Annotated in this window: 21 protein-coding genes; 18 read left to right on the top strand and 3 right to left on the bottom strand. The window is 40.4% G+C overall.

The window, feature by feature from the left end; all coding sequences use genetic code 11:
• Window positions 1–142: 142 nt before the first annotated feature.
• From HH215_RS08790 to HH215_RS08770, 5 genes are all read left to right on the top strand, one after another.
• Window positions 143–790: a TetR/AcrR family transcriptional regulator gene (locus tag HH215_RS08790; RefSeq protein ID WP_169279554.1), complete on the top strand. Its 648-nt coding sequence runs from the start codon at window positions 143–145 to the stop codon at window positions 788–790.
• A 69-nt stretch (window positions 791–859) separates the two neighbouring features.
• Window positions 860–3,178 carry an ABC transporter permease gene (locus HH215_RS08785; protein ID WP_169279553.1) on the top strand — a complete coding sequence of 773 codons (2,319 nt, stop codon included), beginning with the start codon at window positions 860–862 and terminating at the stop codon, window positions 3,176–3,178.
• Window positions 3,179–3,182: 4 nt separating this feature from the next.
• Window positions 3,183–3,941 (top strand): ABC transporter ATP-binding protein, encoded by a 759-nt coding sequence (locus tag HH215_RS08780; RefSeq protein WP_169279552.1) that lies wholly within the window; start codon window positions 3,183–3,185, stop codon window positions 3,939–3,941.
• A 60-nt stretch (window positions 3,942–4,001) separates the two neighbouring features.
• Window positions 4,002–4,439, top strand: coding sequence for a GNAT family N-acetyltransferase (locus tag HH215_RS08775; protein ID WP_169279551.1), 438 nt, complete (start codon window positions 4,002–4,004; stop codon window positions 4,437–4,439).
• 62 nt (window positions 4,440–4,501) lie between these two features.
• Entirely contained in the window at window positions 4,502–4,810 is a 309-nt protein-coding gene (locus HH215_RS08770) for a hypothetical protein (RefSeq protein ID WP_174887609.1), read from the top strand.
• Between the two features lie 84 nt (window positions 4,811–4,894).
• On the opposite strand, the gene HH215_RS08765 is transcribed toward HH215_RS08770, so the two are convergent.
• The gene (locus tag HH215_RS08765) at window positions 4,895–5,176 is read right to left on the bottom strand and encodes a transposase (RefSeq protein WP_375140493.1); all 282 of its coding nucleotides are present in this window, start codon (window positions 5,174–5,176) and stop codon (window positions 4,895–4,897) included.
• Between HH215_RS08765 and HH215_RS08760 the strand changes: the two genes are divergently transcribed.
• The 8 genes from HH215_RS08760 (at window position 5,145) to HH215_RS08725 (ending at window position 10,787) form a co-directional block, all read left to right on the top strand.
• Window positions 5,145–5,672: a TlpA disulfide reductase family protein gene (locus HH215_RS08760; protein ID WP_169279550.1), complete on the top strand. Its 528-nt coding sequence runs from the start codon at window positions 5,145–5,147 to the stop codon at window positions 5,670–5,672. The genes HH215_RS08765 and HH215_RS08760 overlap by 32 nt on opposite strands.
• Before the next feature lie 54 nt (window positions 5,673–5,726).
• Window positions 5,727–6,107, top strand: coding sequence for a VOC family protein (locus HH215_RS08755; RefSeq protein ID WP_169279549.1), 381 nt, complete (start codon window positions 5,727–5,729; stop codon window positions 6,105–6,107).
• A gap of 27 nt (window positions 6,108–6,134) precedes the next feature.
• Window positions 6,135–6,344, top strand: coding sequence for a hypothetical protein (locus HH215_RS08750; RefSeq protein ID WP_169279548.1), 210 nt, complete (start codon window positions 6,135–6,137; stop codon window positions 6,342–6,344).
• Between the two features lie 326 nt (window positions 6,345–6,670).
• Window positions 6,671–7,546 carry a serine/threonine protein kinase gene (locus HH215_RS08745; RefSeq protein WP_169279547.1) on the top strand — a complete coding sequence of 292 codons (876 nt, stop codon included), beginning with the start codon at window positions 6,671–6,673 and terminating at the stop codon, window positions 7,544–7,546.
• A gap of 69 nt (window positions 7,547–7,615) precedes the next feature.
• Window positions 7,616–8,065 carry a GNAT family N-acetyltransferase gene (locus tag HH215_RS08740; RefSeq protein ID WP_169279546.1) on the top strand — a complete coding sequence of 150 codons (450 nt, stop codon included), beginning with the start codon at window positions 7,616–7,618 and terminating at the stop codon, window positions 8,063–8,065.
• Between the two features lie 67 nt (window positions 8,066–8,132).
• Entirely contained in the window at window positions 8,133–8,684 is a 552-nt protein-coding gene (locus HH215_RS08735) for a nucleotidyltransferase family protein (protein ID WP_169279545.1), read from the top strand.
• Window positions 8,685–9,442: 758 nt separating this feature from the next.
• Window positions 9,443–9,979 carry a hypothetical protein gene (locus HH215_RS08730; RefSeq protein ID WP_169279544.1) on the top strand — a complete coding sequence of 179 codons (537 nt, stop codon included), beginning with the start codon at window positions 9,443–9,445 and terminating at the stop codon, window positions 9,977–9,979.
• 256 nt (window positions 9,980–10,235) lie between these two features.
• The gene (locus HH215_RS08725; RefSeq protein WP_254450421.1) at window positions 10,236–10,787 is read left to right on the top strand and encodes a histidine phosphatase family protein; all 552 of its coding nucleotides are present in this window, start codon (window positions 10,236–10,238) and stop codon (window positions 10,785–10,787) included.
• 117 nt (window positions 10,788–10,904) lie between these two features.
• On the opposite strand, the gene HH215_RS08720 is transcribed toward HH215_RS08725, so the two are convergent.
• Both HH215_RS08720 and HH215_RS08715 read right to left on the bottom strand, forming a co-directional pair.
• A complete protein-coding gene (locus tag HH215_RS08720; protein WP_169279542.1) occupies window positions 10,905–11,210 on the bottom strand; it encodes a type II toxin-antitoxin system RelE/ParE family toxin in 306 nt (101 codons plus the stop codon).
• Entirely contained in the window at window positions 11,188–11,472 is a 285-nt protein-coding gene (locus HH215_RS08715; protein WP_169279541.1) for a type II toxin-antitoxin system prevent-host-death family antitoxin, read from the bottom strand. Before HH215_RS08715 ends, HH215_RS08720 begins: the two co-directional genes overlap by 23 nt.
• Window positions 11,473–11,614: 142 nt before the next feature.
• On the opposite strand from HH215_RS08715, the gene HH215_RS08710 reads away from it, so the two are divergent.
• The 5 genes from HH215_RS08710 to HH215_RS08690 all read left to right on the top strand — a co-directional run bounded on the left by HH215_RS08710 (window position 11,615) and on the right by HH215_RS08690 (window position 15,953).
• Entirely contained in the window at window positions 11,615–12,193 is a 579-nt protein-coding gene (locus tag HH215_RS08710; protein WP_169279540.1) for a histidine phosphatase family protein, read from the top strand.
• A 683-nt stretch (window positions 12,194–12,876) separates the two neighbouring features.
• Complete coding sequence (locus HH215_RS08705; RefSeq protein WP_169279539.1) at window positions 12,877–14,217, top strand: alpha/beta fold hydrolase; 1,341 nt, start codon at window positions 12,877–12,879, stop codon at window positions 14,215–14,217.
• A 212-nt stretch (window positions 14,218–14,429) separates the two neighbouring features.
• On the top strand, window positions 14,430–14,768 hold the full coding sequence (locus HH215_RS08700; RefSeq protein ID WP_169279538.1) for an ArsR/SmtB family transcription factor: 339 nt from the start codon (window positions 14,430–14,432) through the stop codon (window positions 14,766–14,768).
• Between the two features lie 88 nt (window positions 14,769–14,856).
• A complete protein-coding gene (locus HH215_RS08695) occupies window positions 14,857–15,372 on the top strand; it encodes an SRPBCC family protein (RefSeq protein WP_169279537.1) in 516 nt (171 codons plus the stop codon).
• A gap of 83 nt (window positions 15,373–15,455) precedes the next feature.
• A complete protein-coding gene (locus tag HH215_RS08690) occupies window positions 15,456–15,953 on the top strand; it encodes an SRPBCC family protein (RefSeq protein WP_169279536.1) in 498 nt (165 codons plus the stop codon).
• Window positions 15,954–15,977 lie beyond the last annotated feature (24 nt).

Genomic DNA, 15,977 nt, shown 5'->3' with positions numbered 1-15,977 from the left:
ATATAGGATCATGCCTGACTCGTTTATTTTTGCAAAGCATCTAAATTGTAATAAAACTAGCACACACACTAAGTTGACAATAAAAATCTAATGCCATTATATTATAGACAGGCAGTCGGTCAGTAAATTAAGGATGTGTAAAATGAGAGTTGTAAAAGAAGCCGAGGAACGTAGGAATGAAATACTTGATGCTGCGGACGAGCTATTCGGTTCGAAAGGCTTTGACGGCACAAGTACAACAGATATTCTCGAAAAGGTCGGAATTGCGCGGGGAACGCTGTATTATCACTTCAAGTCGAAGGAGGTAATTATGGACGGACTGATTGAGCGGTATAATGTCCGCTTGCTAAGTGCGGCGCAGGAAATTGCTGCAGATCAGAGCATACCCGTAGTCGAGCGCATTATCCGCGTTGTTATGGCACTGAACCTAAGTGGCGGTAGCAGCAAGGAAATTATGGAGCATATACACAAGCCGCAGAACGCGCTTATGCATCAGAAAATACAAAGGGTCATAATCAACGGCGTTACGCCGATACTGACGGGAATAATCCGCGAGGGCATTCAGTTGGGACTGTTCAGCACCCCGTTCGCGTATGAAACCATGGAAATGATTGTGATTTATGCGAATACCATTTTTGATGATGATATGGTTACAATGACGGACGAGGAGCGTGTTTCACGCATACAGGCATTTGTTTTCAACGCAGAAAGGCTGCTTGGTGCCGAAACGGGAAGTCTTATGTACGTAATGCAGATGTTCGGCAGCGGAAATCAAGGCAGCAATGAATAGTTCGGGGAATCCTTCGGTAATTCTGTCTAACTAAAAATCAGTCAAAATGCTTGCGATAAGAGGTGGCTTATGTATACCAGATTAATCCGCAATGACATTCTAAAGAGCAAAATGATAACGCTGACGACCATGATATTTGTCGCTGCCGCATCAATGCTTGTTTCACTCGCGGCGATACTCGTCGTCAATCTTACGGGTGCGCTGGATACGCTAATGACGCAAGCGAAAACTCCGCATTTTATGCAGATGCATGCTGGTGACATTGATACTGCGCGGCTTACAGCTTTTGCAGAGCAGAACAGCAATGTCGATGAATTTCAAGTGGTTGAATTTCTGAACATTGACGGGGCTCAATTTACATTTGGTGATAAGTCGCTTGCGAACAGCGTTCAAGACAACGGTTTAAGCGTACAGAGCGAAAAATTCGATTATCTTCTTGATCTTGACGGAAACGTCATCAAAGTATCAGACGGCGATATTCATGTTCCGGTAAGTTATATGAAGGATAACACTGCAAAGATCGGTGACAAGGCCGTAATAAGCGGAAAAGAATTTACCGTTGCGGGTTTTCTCCGCGATTCAACAATGAATTCTTCGCTTTCCGCCTCAAAGCGATTTCTAGTCAGCAGCAGTGACTATGCGGAAATAAAAAACCTTGGAAGCCCAGAGTATCTGATTGAGTTCAGATTAAAAGATTTGTCGGCGATAGGCTCATTTGAAACCGCTTATGCCTCCGCAGGTCTTGAGGCGAACGGACCATCGGTTACATATTCGCTTTTTAGAATGATGAATGCAATTTCCGACGGGATGATGATTGGGGTTATCCTTCTGGTAAGCCTGCTTGTCGTTACCATCGCGTTCATGTGCATACGTTTTACGCTCCTTGCGAAAATCGAAGACGATTATCGCGAAATTGGTGTTATGAAAGCTATAGGGCTGCGCATCTCCGACATCAAGAAGATTTATTTAGCGAAATACGCGGCAATTGCGGCTGCAGGCTCTATTCTCGGTTTTGCTCTTTCGTTTGTAATTAAAGGCATGCTTCTTGAAAATATACGGCTTTATATGGGCGAAAGCAAAAATTCTTCATTTGCCGCGGTTTTAGGAATCATCGGCATATTGCTTGTATTCCTTGCCATCATTGCCTATGTAAACGGAGTGTTGAAACGCTTTCGGAAAATATCCGCCGCAGAAGCCATACGTTTTGGGAATTCGCAGGAAAAGACAGCCGGCACAAAACGTTTTACCCTAAGCGGAAACAGGATATTTAACACGAATATTTTTCTCGGTATTAAAGATGTTCTTTCAAGAAAACGGCTTTACGCCACAATGCTTGCTGTTCTGGTGATTTCGGCATTTATCATGATTGTTCCGCAGAACCTGTACAGCACGATTTCCTCAAAAAGCTTCATCGGCTATATGGGAATTGGAAACTACGATCTGCGCATACAGGTCGGCAATATCGATAATATCTCTGAAAAAGTCGCTGATATCGTAGAGACGATGAGAAGCGATCAAGACATTTCAAAGGTTGTCGTCCTTACAACAAAAACATTCAAAGCAAAGATGGAAAACGGATCGGAGGAAAATATCAAAATTGAACTCGGCGACCATTCGATATTTCCTATCGAATATTCCAAGGGCAAAGCACCTGCCACAGATGACGAAATTGCGCTTTCGACTATATACGCCGATGAAATGAGCAAAAAGGTCGGCGATGTCATTACGCTGGTTATTGAGGGGAAGGAGATAGATCTCATAGTTAGCGGAATCTATTCCGACATTACCAACGGCGGCAAAACCGCCAAGGCCGTATTCACCGACAAATCGGTCGGTAATATGTGGAACATTGTCAGCGCCGAACTTTCGGATAAATCCCTTGTTGAAGCGAAGGTTGCGGAATATGCAGACAAGTTTGATTTTGCAAAGACTTCAGATGTTGATGAATTCGTTACGCAGACCCTCGGCTCGACAATAAGTTCCGTCCAAACGGCCTCCTACTCCGCAATTGCAGTTGCACTGGTTATAACGGTGCTTGTTACGCTGTTATTTATGAAAATGCTTGTCGCAAAGGATAGATATTCCATTGCAGTCATGAAAGCGTTTGGTTTTACAAACTCGGATATTAAGAAGCAGTTTGTTTCGCGTTCGATATTCGTTCTGATTGTCGGAATTGTTCTTGGTACGATTCTAGCTAACACTCTCGGAGAGATGCTGGCGAGTCTAGTTATCTCTACGTTTGGAGCCTCGAAGTTTAACTTTGCGGTTAATCCGCTTTCGGCGTATTTGCTTAGTCCGCTGATGATGATTATCGCGGTACTTCTCGCAACAACGATCGGCACATCGCGCGCGGGACAAATAAAAATATCCGAACATATAAAGGAGTAGTCGCATGAAAAAAATAATTATCGGTGACAGAATCGTAAAATCTTTCGGCGAGGGCGATGAAAAGCGCAATGTTCTTGACGGAGTGTCCGTTGAGATTAACGATGGAGAGTTCGTTGCGGTCATGGGACCTTCGGGCTCCGGTAAATCAACGCTGATGTTTGCGCTGAGCGGAACAGATAACGTTAATGGCGGGAAGGTCGTATTTGACGGTAAGGATCTATCGGCTGCCTCTGAGAATGAGCTATCGGATATACGCAGAACATCAATGGGATTTGTTTTCCAGCAGCCGACGATGCTCAAAAATCTGAATATCCTCGATAACATCATTCTTCCGTCCATGCGCGACAATCGAAAAAACGTCGCGGAAATTTCGGGAAAAGCTAGATCACTTATGAAAAGAGTAGGCATTGCAGAGCTTGAAAATCGCGACATTACACAGGTTTCGGGAGGTCAGCTTCAGCGTACGGGAATATGCCGAGCGCTTATGAACAGCCCGAAAATCATTTTCGGTGACGAACCTACGGGTGCGCTCAACTCAAAATCCGCGCAGGAGATTATGGACATATTTTCCGAAATCAACGCGGACGGAACTTCGGTTATGTTTGTAACTCACGACGCAAAGGTTGCGGCACGGACGGAGCGTATTATGTTTATGCGTGACGGAAAAATCGTGTGCGAGTTGAAGCTTCCGAAGTTTGACGGGACGGATATGGATGGCAGGGTCGAGAAAGTAACGGTGAAAATGTTGGAAATAGGTGTATAATTTGTTTCACAGTCAATACCGATGTATAGGATTTCACTACATAACGGGAGGAATCCTATTTTGATTACTATAAGAGCGATTAATAAGAGTAATTGGGAAGAATGCATTCAATTGAAACCTAGCCAAGATCAAGAAAGTTATATTGTCTCTAATCTATATTCCATTGCGGAAGCACAATTTTTGTCTGGATTTATCACAAAAGCAATTTATTTTGAAGAGAATCTTGTTGGATTTTCAATGTATGGATTAGACTCTGACGATGGTAACTACTGGATTTATAGATTTATGATTGATGGTCGTTTTCAAGGACGTGGATATGGCGAACAGGCTATGAAGTTGATTATTAATGATATTCAAACTAAAGAAGATCGAACAGATGTTATTTTACTAGGGTATAAGTCAGATAATGCGTCCGCTAGGAAACTTTATTCTAAAGTGGGTTTTGAAGAACAAGGAATGGCTCCTTGGGGAGAAGTGCTAGCGAAGTATAGTTTTTAGTAAGTTAATCAACTTCGTTCCTTTAAGGTGGTGGGACGTAAAAAGGAGTTCTCATATTTGCGGTGATTGAAGCCACTGAGAAAGAAATTAGAATTTATTTCAGAACAGGAATTGCCGATATGATTTTCAACGATCTTAAGCTTCCTATAGCTGCAGGTACACCGGATCCAGATCATTTGATCCTACTCGTGGACAGTGATGATAATGTGCTAGAGAAAAGCGGAATTTGGAGTAACCTCAAGGCGATGAAGGCAGGAAATGTCTATCGAATGACAAGCAGACAAAATTATAACGAAGCATTTTTTGCAATCGGCAAGCAATCGGTCTTGGAGCAGATTTCGGGTGATATCCTGAAACATACGAAAAAATAGATTGAGTCGGTATAAAAGAACATACTCAAATAAACCTATCTCAAGATAGAAGTTTTATGGTAAAATGTTCCTTATGTGACGAGCTTAATCCATACAAAAAGGCGTTCGACTGTTCCGAATCCCATAGATCACGCGTAAAAGCTTGTTGGCAGATGTGACAATGGTAACTTTGCCCGGCTTGCCTTGAGAACGTTTTAACTGATTGGCCTTAAAGGTTCCCGACTCGTAAACAGATGAATCCAGCCCTGCAAAAGCGGTCAACTGTTTAACGGAAGGGAACCTTTTTATATCCCCAATTTCTGCATAAGTGAATTTATTGGAGGACTTCAGAGAAATGGTTAAAAAGATCCTGGCAGTCACTATCATTTTATTGGCTATTATTTTTATAGTAGTAATTCTTTCAAACTCTTATGAAGAACCTTTGGAGCACGTGATGGTTGATAGCTATGGTCAGCCAATGATTGATTTTGAATTGAATAATACAGACTCAAAATTATATTCAGTAACTAGTGATTCAGGAAAACCAAAACTATTAAATTTTTGGACTTCTTGGTGTCAGTATTGTAAAGAAGAAGCTGAGCACTTGAATGAAATATACTCAAATTACAAAGATGATCTTGAAATAGTTTCGATTAATCTCACTTCGAGTGACAACAAAGAAGAAGCCATGGATTTTATTAAAAAATACAATTTTGAATTTCCAATTCTCTTGGATTATGAAGGCACTATAGCGTCACAATATCGAATTACGGCAATTCCAACGAATTATTTCGTAAATAGCGATGGAACAATTAAAGCTATCACATATAATTTGACAACAAGCAATTCGAAAAATTTAATAGAAGAGCTAATACGAAAGTAATGTTTCGAAGGAAGATACTTCGTATAACACCTTAAACTTATCATAGGAGGTTATTTGCAAAGTCCAATTGCCAACAGGGTAGATACAATTTTCATTCATGTAAGAGATTTAGAAAAATCTGTTCAATGGTATAGCAAACTTCTTGGAATAGAAGTGAAACATAAGATCCAAGGACCTATTTATACATTCGATATGGGCCCTGGACGTCCAGGACTAACACTTGATAATCATTGTTTTGATGAAGTGTACGAACTCAAACCGTTGAATCAACCATTATATAATCTGAGTACAGTTGATATTAATGAAGCATATCAATTCGTTAAAGAAATGGATGCAGAGATTGTAACAGAAATTCAATCGTATCCTGATTTATCGGATTTCACCTTTAAGGATCCTGATGGAAATATTTTAATGATATGTACTTGTTTCAGTTAAGGTTTAGATAGAAGAGCGGAAGATACTATGAAATCATCATTATTTTCAATCCGTGGGACTCGATTATTTGTTGAACAATACAACGAAGAATGTGAATGGGGCGTATTACGCTCTGATCCAATTTTAACTGATGAGCCATTTGGACTTAATGAAATTATTAAAGATCTTGAGGAACTAAGAATTCAATTAGTAATTAGCAAATGGAAGCTATTAGTGCATTCATTTGGTGGGTATTAAGCTGAAAAGTATGCGCTTGATTATCCGAAATCGATTAAGAAGATTATTTTTGAAGCCCCTATTACCTATGCTGTCAGAATTAACACAACCAATTCTACTTTTTACGGGGGTTCACGATCCTGTTTGTTGTAATGTGCAGCAACTTGCATATTCACAAAAGATAACAGATGGGTCACTCGTCTTGTTCGAAAATAGTGCACATTTTCCAAGGTTTGAAGAACCGGAGAAATATACTAATGAAGTACTGAAATTTTTATGCAGCTAATCTTGATTCAAAGGCAGGGGCATCAACTAACATTGTATAAATCAATTGCATGGAGGCATAGATGAACAATAAATCAATCACTTATAATTTTGACAATGTAAAATTTCAATTAAAGGAAAGTCTCGATTTTAGTTGGTTACAAGAGTTGGGTTATGTATTTGCAGTATTCGATCAACAAGATTCAGGGAATATTTGTTTTGGAGTGGAGAAAGCCGGACAGAAGAAGTTCGTTAAATACGCTGGTGCCAAAACCATGAAATACGAAGGAGATCCTGCCGATTCGATGTCGAGGTTAAAGGGTGCAATTCCGATTTATTATGAACTCAAGCATCCGAGTTTAATAGAAATTGAAGACCATTTTGAGATCAATTCGGGTTATGTTGCAGTATTCAAGTGGTTCAATGGAGAATGTCTTCATTCCCATTGGTCATACCCGCCTCCGGCAAAGTATATAGATCCCAATTCCCCATTTTATAAATATAAACGCCTTCCAATCAATCAGAGACTTGAGTCAATAGATAAAATTTTTAATTTTCATGTTTTGGTAGAAGAGAAAAATTATGTTGCAATTGATTTCTATGATGGGAGTATTCTCTACGATTTTATTAATAATGAAACTAAAATATGTGATATTGATTTTTATCAGAAAAAACCGTATTTCAATGACATGGGAAGACTATGGGGATCCTCTAGATTTATGTCTCCTGAAGAATTCGTGCTCGGATCAGAGATAGATAGCCGAACAAACGTGTACACAATGGGTGCGATTGTTTTTGGATTGTTGGGTGGAGAGGTTGATCGTTCTTTAGAGAAGTGGGGAGCGAGTAAAGAACTATACAATGTCGCTAGCAATGCAGTTGAAAATGATAAGTTGAAAAGATATCGTACAGTTAATGAGTTCTATAAAGCGTGGAATTATGCGGTTAATAAGAAGTGAAGAGGATTTAAGTGGGGTAATTTTTAATGGGAAGTGCTATTGTATTCGAGTTATTCAAGAGGTGTAAATATGACGATTACGTTTGAGTTTTTGAATGAGAAACACTTACAGCAAATTACTGAATGGCATAAAGAGCCTGAGACGCTCTACAGGGTGTCGATTGAGGATACAGATACCTGGTTCAAATCAGTTAGTAGCAATTTAGATTATTTCGTATGGGTTGCCATAGAAGATAATGAACTAGTAGGAGAAGTTATTGTTGAACTTATTGATTATAAGAAAGCTGTAATTGCTTTTATCGTGAATCCTAAATTAAGAAAACAAGGCTATGGAAAGAAGTTAATTAGATGTTTGCTAGACTATCGTTACCTGAAAGAGATTAATGAATTTGAAGCCTGGGTCGATGATGATAATGTAGGAAGTATTAAATGTGTTGAGGCGGTTGGATTCTTAAAAGCGACATTTCAAATTGATGATGATCAAATAAAGTATGTGTACAAGAGAAGAAAACAGGATTGAAAGTAATTCTGGAATAACAATTACCTTATAGATAATGCTATTAAGTACAAAGATGAGGAGGAGTTCCATGAAGCTTGAGGAAAAACTAATAGATATATTATCAACGCGTAGATCTCTTATGAGAGATCTGGGGACGGTCGAATCTTTAGGTTTACCAGATTGGTGTATAGCGGCCGGATATGTAAGGAATTTTGTATGGGACCATATACATAATCATACCGAGATAACTCCGTTGAACGATGTTGATGTTCTTTATTATGATTTATCCGATCAAACAGAAGAAACTGAGAAACACTATGAAGACCTACTGAGGATGAATCAACCGGAATATAATTGGTCAGTAAAAAATCAGGCTAGAATGCATCAAAGAAATAATGACGATCAATATGAATCCGTTGAGGACGCAATGAAGCGATGGCCGGAAACTGTAACAGCAATTGGAATAACGCTTGATGGTGACAACAAGTTAAGAATTATTGCTCCCCACGGACTTCAAGATCTTTTTACTTTAACAATTAGACGAAGTCCGTTTTTCTATGATTATGATTATTATAGAGCCAGAGTGAAAAGTAAAAATTGGTTAAGTATATGGCCAAGACTCAATTTAATAGATGAATAAGAAAATCGTGAGAGTAGTTCAATGATCCTTCACCTCAAAGGAAGAGATTCAAAATGAATTGTTATTTTCATGATGAAGAGGAAATCGAAACAAGCTGTAGCTTATGCAAAAAGTTCTTATGCCATCAATGCATCAATCCAGTGGATGGTTACTGCTGGTCATGTTCGCACGACATTAATTCAGGAGTGTATCAACCAAAAAATGATCATAAGATTGCAATAAAGCGAATTAAAGAATATTTATGTTGTTTTTTATTTTATGAAAGCAGTTATTTACTCATATCTTTAATGTTTGGGAGACTAAGTCCATTTGTTTTTGTTGTTGAAGCTCCTTTCATATTATTAGTAGGAATACCCGTTTCAATAGTAATCGAATGGATCGTTGAGACAAAAGCTAGTAAATTGGATTATAGATTGAAGTATGTAATGGGTTTGGCATTTTATTTACTTTCTGCATTGTTCTGTACAATTTCTATTTTCGGTATAGAAGACTTTGAATTTACCTCGGTATTAACAAGCTCTGTTGCGCTATCGATCTTTTTCATTTTAAGAATATTAAGAAGCAATAGAAAACGATCGGTAATATTAGTTTCAAGCATAGGTTATCTGATATTAATAATTGTAACCTTCGTAACGATAAATTCTAATAACTGGTTATAAACGGAATAGAGATTAGTATGAAAAGAATGCAAGAAGCCCTAAAGAAGAATTTGTAAAGCAAGAGAACTGATAAAGAGAAGTGTAAGAAAGCGGGATGTCATGACTTATACTCTTTATCACTATTATGAATCAGGACTGGGTCCATTTCGAAATCTTTCTAGTCTATCGGTAGAGGAAGCAAGTAAGATATCTGAACAAATACGACGGGAAGGCAAGTCTTTTGCCAGTCAAAGATCTAAGGATTACATCATAATAAGAAGAGAATTGGAAGAAATGGCACGAGATCAGTTTATCAATAAAGGCGGGAAGCCAAGAAATCGATTCCCTCACTACATGACTTTAGGGGAATGTGAATGGCTTGAATCGTGGTATAGGGAACCGAAAATGATTGCTATTGACTGGAATGAATTTTCAGAAGAATCAATTAGCTTTACGTATGGTGATCTGTTTCCGACAATGAGATATCAAGATAATAAACCCTATCGAAAGAAGATATTCACTAAAAATGAAATCATTAAATTAATAGAACAATATGGTTTGCCGCAGGATTGGAACAAGAATGGGGATAAAGGACCTGAAAGATATATTGAAGTTCAGATCTGGGATGAAGAAGTGATCAAACAGAGACCATTTTAATTTTAGTTTCTTAAGGAGCCAATCCTATGAATATTATTCGGCAAAATCAAATATTTTTACCGGTCATAAATCTTGGAGAAACTAAAAACTGGTACATCGAACATTTTAATTTGCACTCTATTATTATACTTAAGAGGTGTGCAGCTCTCAGCCATTTCAACTTAGGGAAACAAACGAAAATTCAGTTTTTACGATTTGGATGGGAATGAAATAGAAATCATTCAGGATGAGTTGTGAAAGTGGTGACATAGAAATCGTGGAAACGATATTGTATTTTGTCAGACATGCAGAGTCTGTTTATGTAGAAGGTAAAGAAAGAACTAGAGGTTTATCTGAACAAGGAATGAAAGATTCGCTAAAGATTAAAGATATTTTGAGATCTGAATACATAGACGTATTTGTCTCAAGTCCTTATGAGAGATCAATCGAGACGATCCGTTTATTAGCGAATGAGCAATGTAAAGAGATACATATTGAAGAGGATTTACGGGAAAGAGACATTGGTGACTTTACTCCAGCGACTTTTCTAAAGGCAAAACGTGATGTGATGGTAGACTTTAATAAGTCTTTCCCAGGTGGAGAATCGAGTATAGTTGCACAGAAGAGAGCGATAGAAGTCATTAATAGATTTATTGGAACAGGCAAGAAGATTGGAATTGGAACACATGGAGATATCATGACACTGATGTTGAATTACTTTGATAAACAGTATGAATTTACTTTTTGGGAATCGACTACAATGCCTGATATTTACAAAGTAAGATTTGAAGGAAATAAACTCATTGAGGTAACGAGAATGTGGGAGTAGCTGAGTGTAGGCTAATTTGAGCGTATTTCGTACACATTGATCCCCCTAAGCTATGAGCTATATAAGGTTAATCTACGTCTTGAATACAAGAACATTAGGAGAAATCTGGAACAGGATCTAAAGTAAAAAATCATATTTCCGTTTCGTATGAAGAACTCTGCGTATTTCTACAAAATCACTTTGTACAACATAAAATACAAGGTAACTCTGAACGACTAACATTCTATAATTAAGAAGTTGAAGTCTGTAATCATTTGGAACGGGCCCACTTAAAGGGAAGTAAGCAAGAATTGAAATAGCTTCGTCGAATTGATTAAGGAGATTAAGTGCAGCAGGAGGATTATCCAAGGAGACATAATCAATAATATCCGTAATATCTTGCTCAGCGGATGGCAGATATCTAATCGGAAATTTGTTCTCCATGGATACGGCTCCTTAATTTACTCATAAGATCAGAATGATCAACTCTTTGTAACAAGGGATCAGAACTTTCCTTCTCGGCAACTGCCAATTTTTGATACAATTCAATTACAGCCTGTTGCTTTTCATAAAGAGCATGACTCATGACAACTAAATCTTCACGACCATTTTTGGTAATGAATACAGGTTCACCTTCGGTATGACAAACTTCAGAAATGTAATTAAAGTTATTCCTAAGATCGGAAATCGGTTTAATAATCGGCAAAGTCCTCACTCCTTCATGAATTAATCCACTTCAATAATTTTATCATAATTATGATATTATAAACACTGGAAAAAAAGAGTTTTGTGGGTAACGTTAGCAGAAAGATCATCGACTTCATTTCAAACCAAGAAAGGAATTCATTATGACCACTATTGCGCTTATCAGACATGGCAGTACCAGTTGGAATAAAGAGGGCAGAGCACAAGGCAGTTCAGATATCTCACTAGATGAAGATGGTATTCAGCAAGCAAAACATCTAGGTATCAGATTAGGTTCTGAAAAATGGAATCATATTTACTCAAGCAGACTTGCAAGAGCCCATCAAACAGCTGTTATTATCGGAAATGCCATAGGACTTGAAATACAAATAGATGATCGACTCAAAGAAAGATCAGGAGGACAAATCGAAGGTACAACAGAGCAAGAAAGACTAAACAAGTGGGGAACAGACTGGAGAGATTTGGATCTGGGAATCGAATCCATTGAAGACGTTCAAAAAAGAGGGAATGAATTTTTAGAAGAAATAAATAGGAAACACCCAGGTGAAAAGATTCTTGTTGTTTCTCACGGAGCATTGATTCAATATAATTTTAATAATTTAGTTCCGGATTATCCCTCAAAACACTTTGATAATACATCAATAACAATCTTAAAGAAAATAGAAAATAAATGGACTTGTGAACTACATAACTGCACAAAACATCTTGAAGGTATTTATTAGGATGGCTGATTCATCCTAAGGAATTTCTGTAACAAGGTGAAGGGACCTTGTGAATACAATAGCTTTAGACGAAAGGACATATCGAGTCACGTTGGTAACACTTGTTGCAAAAGAGACCTAAAGAAGTGTAGTCGTGTGCGAATCCGAGGAAAGTGAATATTATAGTCCTATGGAGCCATTAAGTTAATGAGTGAGAGCCACTTCGTTAATAAATAGAGCCGCGATGTTAATGTACAGAGTCAGTATGGGACTGAACAGGCAGGAGAGCTTTATCTCGCGATTGAAATATTGAAAGTGCCGGTATAAATTCGAAAGTTGGTCATGATCAGTCTAAGAGAGGCCGCTCTACTTCCTGGAGCATTTCGGTGCATTCATCGAAGATATTCGCTAGGGCTTTAACCCCCTAGTTTTTTTATCAACCCGAATTACAGTAAGTACTGACGGTCAATTATTAGGAAGAAGGGATGCTTTACGGAAAATTAACCGACAAAGGCTCAGACCGCGGGAGATCGCGAGGACTTCGGATAGACGATTGCTCAGGTCAGCTTGGCCAGCTTTCTCGCTCCAGCGGACTTCATTAAAGTGGGTCAATTTCAATCCGAAACATTCCTTGACAGGAATATTCCTTTAAAGTTATATTTGAAGTATGAACCGAAAAAAATATGAGAAAGGAGTGATTTGGTTTGAAGAAGTCGGTATTCCTGATTGTTGCCTTCGTCGTGTTGTTGGGAGCATTGGTCAGTAGTCCCGTGTTTGCTTTTACAGATTTAAATGATGCTGAACGAGAAGCGATTCTTCAGCTAAAGGATCGAGGTATTGTATCCGGCATCACCAGCAGCGAGTTTGCGCCGCGTGAGAAAATCAGTGTTGCTCAAGGTGTCACTTTAATTGTGAAAGGCTTGAATCTGAAACTTGATCAAACCGGATCGAATAAAAAGCCAATCGCCACCGATTTCTTTAACACGATTTCCAAAAACGCATGGTATAGCGATTCCTTTGTCATCGCGCGTATGAATGGATTGGAGTTTTCACGCGACGTTAATCCAAATGCTGACTTGTCCAGGCAGCAATATGCGGAGCTGCTGAAAAAAGCTATTGACATCAAAGGGTTGCACTTGAGCGATCCCGCCTTCTTCGGGAACCTGAATAACGAGGCTATGACTCGGGGAGAAGCGGCATTGTGGTTACATAAAACCATTCAATTTGCCGAGTCACAGCAATCAAAAGAGAAACGCGGTCATTATGCCACAGTGAATAGGCTCAACATGTATTATGAAATCCATGGCACGGGCGGGCATCCAGTAGTGTTGCTCCATGGCGCATTTATGTCCATTGATTCCGCGTTTGGCACACTCATTCCCAAGCTTTCCGAGAGCCGACAGGTGATAGCCATCGAAATGCAAGGCCATGGACGTACGGCTGACATTGACCGTCCGTTAAGCACCGAACAGATGGCCGACGATGTGGCCGAATTACTGCATCAAATCGGGATTAAGGATGTTGATATCATCGGTCATTCCTTGGGAGGCGCGGTCGGGTTGCAAATGGCTGGACGACATGCGGACTTGGTTCGAAAGCTCGTTGTAGCTTCGTCGGCGTTTAAGAGCGACGGCATGTACGATGAGGTGAATGGAATGATGGATTTCATCACACCGGAAATTTTCGCAGGAACCCCTATCGAAGAGGAATATAAAAAGTTGGCACCGCGTCCGGAAGATTTCCCCAAGCTGGTTGAAAAAATCAAGGCGATGGGTAGCGTAAAGCTAGATTGGACGGCTCTGCTCAAATCGATTAAAGTTCCGGTGCTCACCGTTATAGGCGACTCCGACAATGTTCGTCCCGCACATGCATTGGATATGTTTAAATTGCTCGGTGGTGGTGTAGCTGGGGACCTGACCGGTCTGCCCAATGCCCAACTGGCTGTGTTGCCGGGTACGACACATGTATCCCTCTTGGGAAAAACGGATTTGCTAGTCGCCATTATCACTCCATTTCTTGACATATCAAGCCCGAAAGGGGAGTGACCGACATGATGGGTGGGTTCACTGCGGCCATGCTTCAATTGTTGCGTCAATCCTGGGATATGCAGCTTGATCGACTGGAACGCTACTTGAGTGAATGGCAGAGCAGGGATACGAAGAAAAAATAAATTTTCTCGTAGGCCTATTTTTGCTCAGAACATTCCTTGACAGGAATATTCCTTTAGTGCATTCTTGAGCTAAGGGAGGGTTATTGCATGAATACGACAACGTTGACAGCACTAGCCGAACCCAACCGGTTACACATCATCGAGCTTCTACGAGATGGCGGTTCGCTCACAATAGGAGAAATTGCCTACCGCCTCGAATTGAATCAACCTCAGACCTCCAAACATATCCGTGTACTCAACGAGGCGGGTCTTGTCGAGGTAGAGCCAGTTGCCAATCGACGAATTATCAAATTGCGCCCCGAGCCGTTTCAACAACTCGATAGCTGGCTGGAAACTTTTCGGTCGATGTGGGAAGATCGGTTGGATCGCTTGGATGATTATTTACGCCAGATACAGGCACAAGATAAAACATTCGATCAAAGCTGATTGTCAGGTGTATAAGCAATCGCCTTCTAAATGAGGAGGAGAGCTGCTTTTAACCAAATAACGTGCTTAAGTATGAGGAGGAAACAAGATGGCAAACAACCATGCGACTGAAAACGAATTGATGATTACACGTGTATTCGACGCTCCCCGTGAGCTGGTGTTTAAAGCCTGGACGGAGCCGGAGCGTTTGGCGCAATGGTGGGGGCCGAAAGGCTACGAGCTGCAAGTCTCGAAACTCGATCTGCGGCCCGGTGGCATCTTCCTTGGCAGCCAGCGCTCGCCTGAAGGCCATGTGATGTGGGGCAAATTCGTTTACCAAGAGATCCAAGCTCCGGAGAAGCTGGTCTTTATCCAATCGTTTTCCGACGAAGAAGGCAACACGATTCGGGCTCCGTTCAGCGGAACGTGGCCGCTCGAAGTGATCAATCACTTGACGTTAACCGAAAGCGAAGGAAAGACGACGCTTACGCTGAGAGGCGGTCCGTTTAACGCCACTGAGGAAGAACGCGCCACCTTCGAGAACATGCGCCCGCATGTACAGCAAGGATTCGTCGGGACATTTGATCAACTCGATGCGTTCTTGGAACAAAACCTGAACCGTTAACTACTGTGTTGGCGATATTGGAAATAATGGGATAAAATCTGAGCAGAACCCTATTACTCACCCAAATGAGGAGGAAAAACACGATGAGTCAACAGGCAAATAAAGCAACATCGCGAGTAGAAGGACAAGCATTAATCATTGAGCGTATTTTCGAAGCACCGCGCGAGTTGGTGTGGGATGCTTGGACAAAGCCGGAGCATGTGTCCCGCTGGTGGGGTCACGGCGGAGTCCCCCTTCATGCCTGCGAGATCGATTTGCAAGTGGGTGGCACCTACCGATATGTTCAGTTGGGTCCGGATGGGACCGAGTTTCCTGTCATCGGTACGTATCGCGAAATCGTGAAGCCCGAGCGACTGAACTATACGATGATTTTTGACATGGCTCCGTATAACGAGCACGAATCAGTCATTTTCGACACGTTTGAACAGCTTGAAGGCGGTAAAACCAAATTGACGATGCGCACGGAATACACCTCTGCTGAAGCCCTACAAGGCTCGCTGGCTTCCGGCGCGGAGCAAGGCGCGATTGCATCCATGGAACGTTACGCCGAATATTTGGCCAGATTGCAACAGGAAGCCTAATATCCATCGATAAGGGAGGACGTG

The sequence above is a fragment of the Cohnella herbarum genome, from assembly GCF_012849095.1.
Lineage (GTDB): Bacteria > Bacillota > Bacilli > Paenibacillales > Paenibacillaceae > Cohnella > Cohnella herbarum.
This window is presented reverse-complemented; position numbering and strand designations above follow the sequence as displayed.

Excerpts from the sequence above, each read along its gene's own strand:
- HH215_RS08700 (WP_169279538.1), top strand. The coding sequence starts at position 14,430 with ATGAATACGACAACGTTGACAGCACTAGCCGAACCCAACCGGTTACAC.
- HH215_RS08765 (WP_375140493.1), bottom strand. The coding sequence starts at position 5,176 with ATGATAGTGACTGCCAGGATCTTTTTAACCATTTCTCTGAAGTCCTCC.
- HH215_RS08695 (WP_169279537.1), top strand. The coding sequence starts at position 14,857 with ATGGCAAACAACCATGCGACTGAAAACGAATTGATGATTACACGTGTA.
- HH215_RS08735 (WP_169279545.1), top strand. The coding sequence starts at position 8,133 with ATGAAGCTTGAGGAAAAACTAATAGATATATTATCAACGCGTAGATCT.
- HH215_RS08780 (WP_169279552.1), top strand. The coding sequence starts at position 3,183 with ATGAAAAAAATAATTATCGGTGACAGAATCGTAAAATCTTTCGGCGAG.
- HH215_RS08720 (WP_169279542.1), bottom strand. The coding sequence starts at position 11,210 with ATGGAGAACAAATTTCCGATTAGATATCTGCCATCCGCTGAGCAAGAT.
- HH215_RS08730 (WP_169279544.1), top strand. The coding sequence starts at position 9,443 with ATGACTTATACTCTTTATCACTATTATGAATCAGGACTGGGTCCATTT.
- HH215_RS08690 (WP_169279536.1), top strand. The coding sequence starts at position 15,456 with ATGAGTCAACAGGCAAATAAAGCAACATCGCGAGTAGAAGGACAAGCA.
- HH215_RS08790 (WP_169279554.1), top strand. The coding sequence starts at position 143 with ATGAGAGTTGTAAAAGAAGCCGAGGAACGTAGGAATGAAATACTTGAT.
- HH215_RS08760 (WP_169279550.1), top strand. The coding sequence starts at position 5,145 with ATGGTTAAAAAGATCCTGGCAGTCACTATCATTTTATTGGCTATTATT.
- HH215_RS08710 (WP_169279540.1), top strand. The coding sequence starts at position 11,615 with ATGACCACTATTGCGCTTATCAGACATGGCAGTACCAGTTGGAATAAA.
- HH215_RS08740 (WP_169279546.1), top strand. The coding sequence starts at position 7,616 with ATGACGATTACGTTTGAGTTTTTGAATGAGAAACACTTACAGCAAATT.
- HH215_RS08750 (WP_169279548.1), top strand. The coding sequence starts at position 6,135 with ATGAAATCATCATTATTTTCAATCCGTGGGACTCGATTATTTGTTGAA.
- HH215_RS08785 (WP_169279553.1), top strand. The coding sequence starts at position 860 with ATGTATACCAGATTAATCCGCAATGACATTCTAAAGAGCAAAATGATA.
- HH215_RS08745 (WP_169279547.1), top strand. The coding sequence starts at position 6,671 with ATGAACAATAAATCAATCACTTATAATTTTGACAATGTAAAATTTCAA.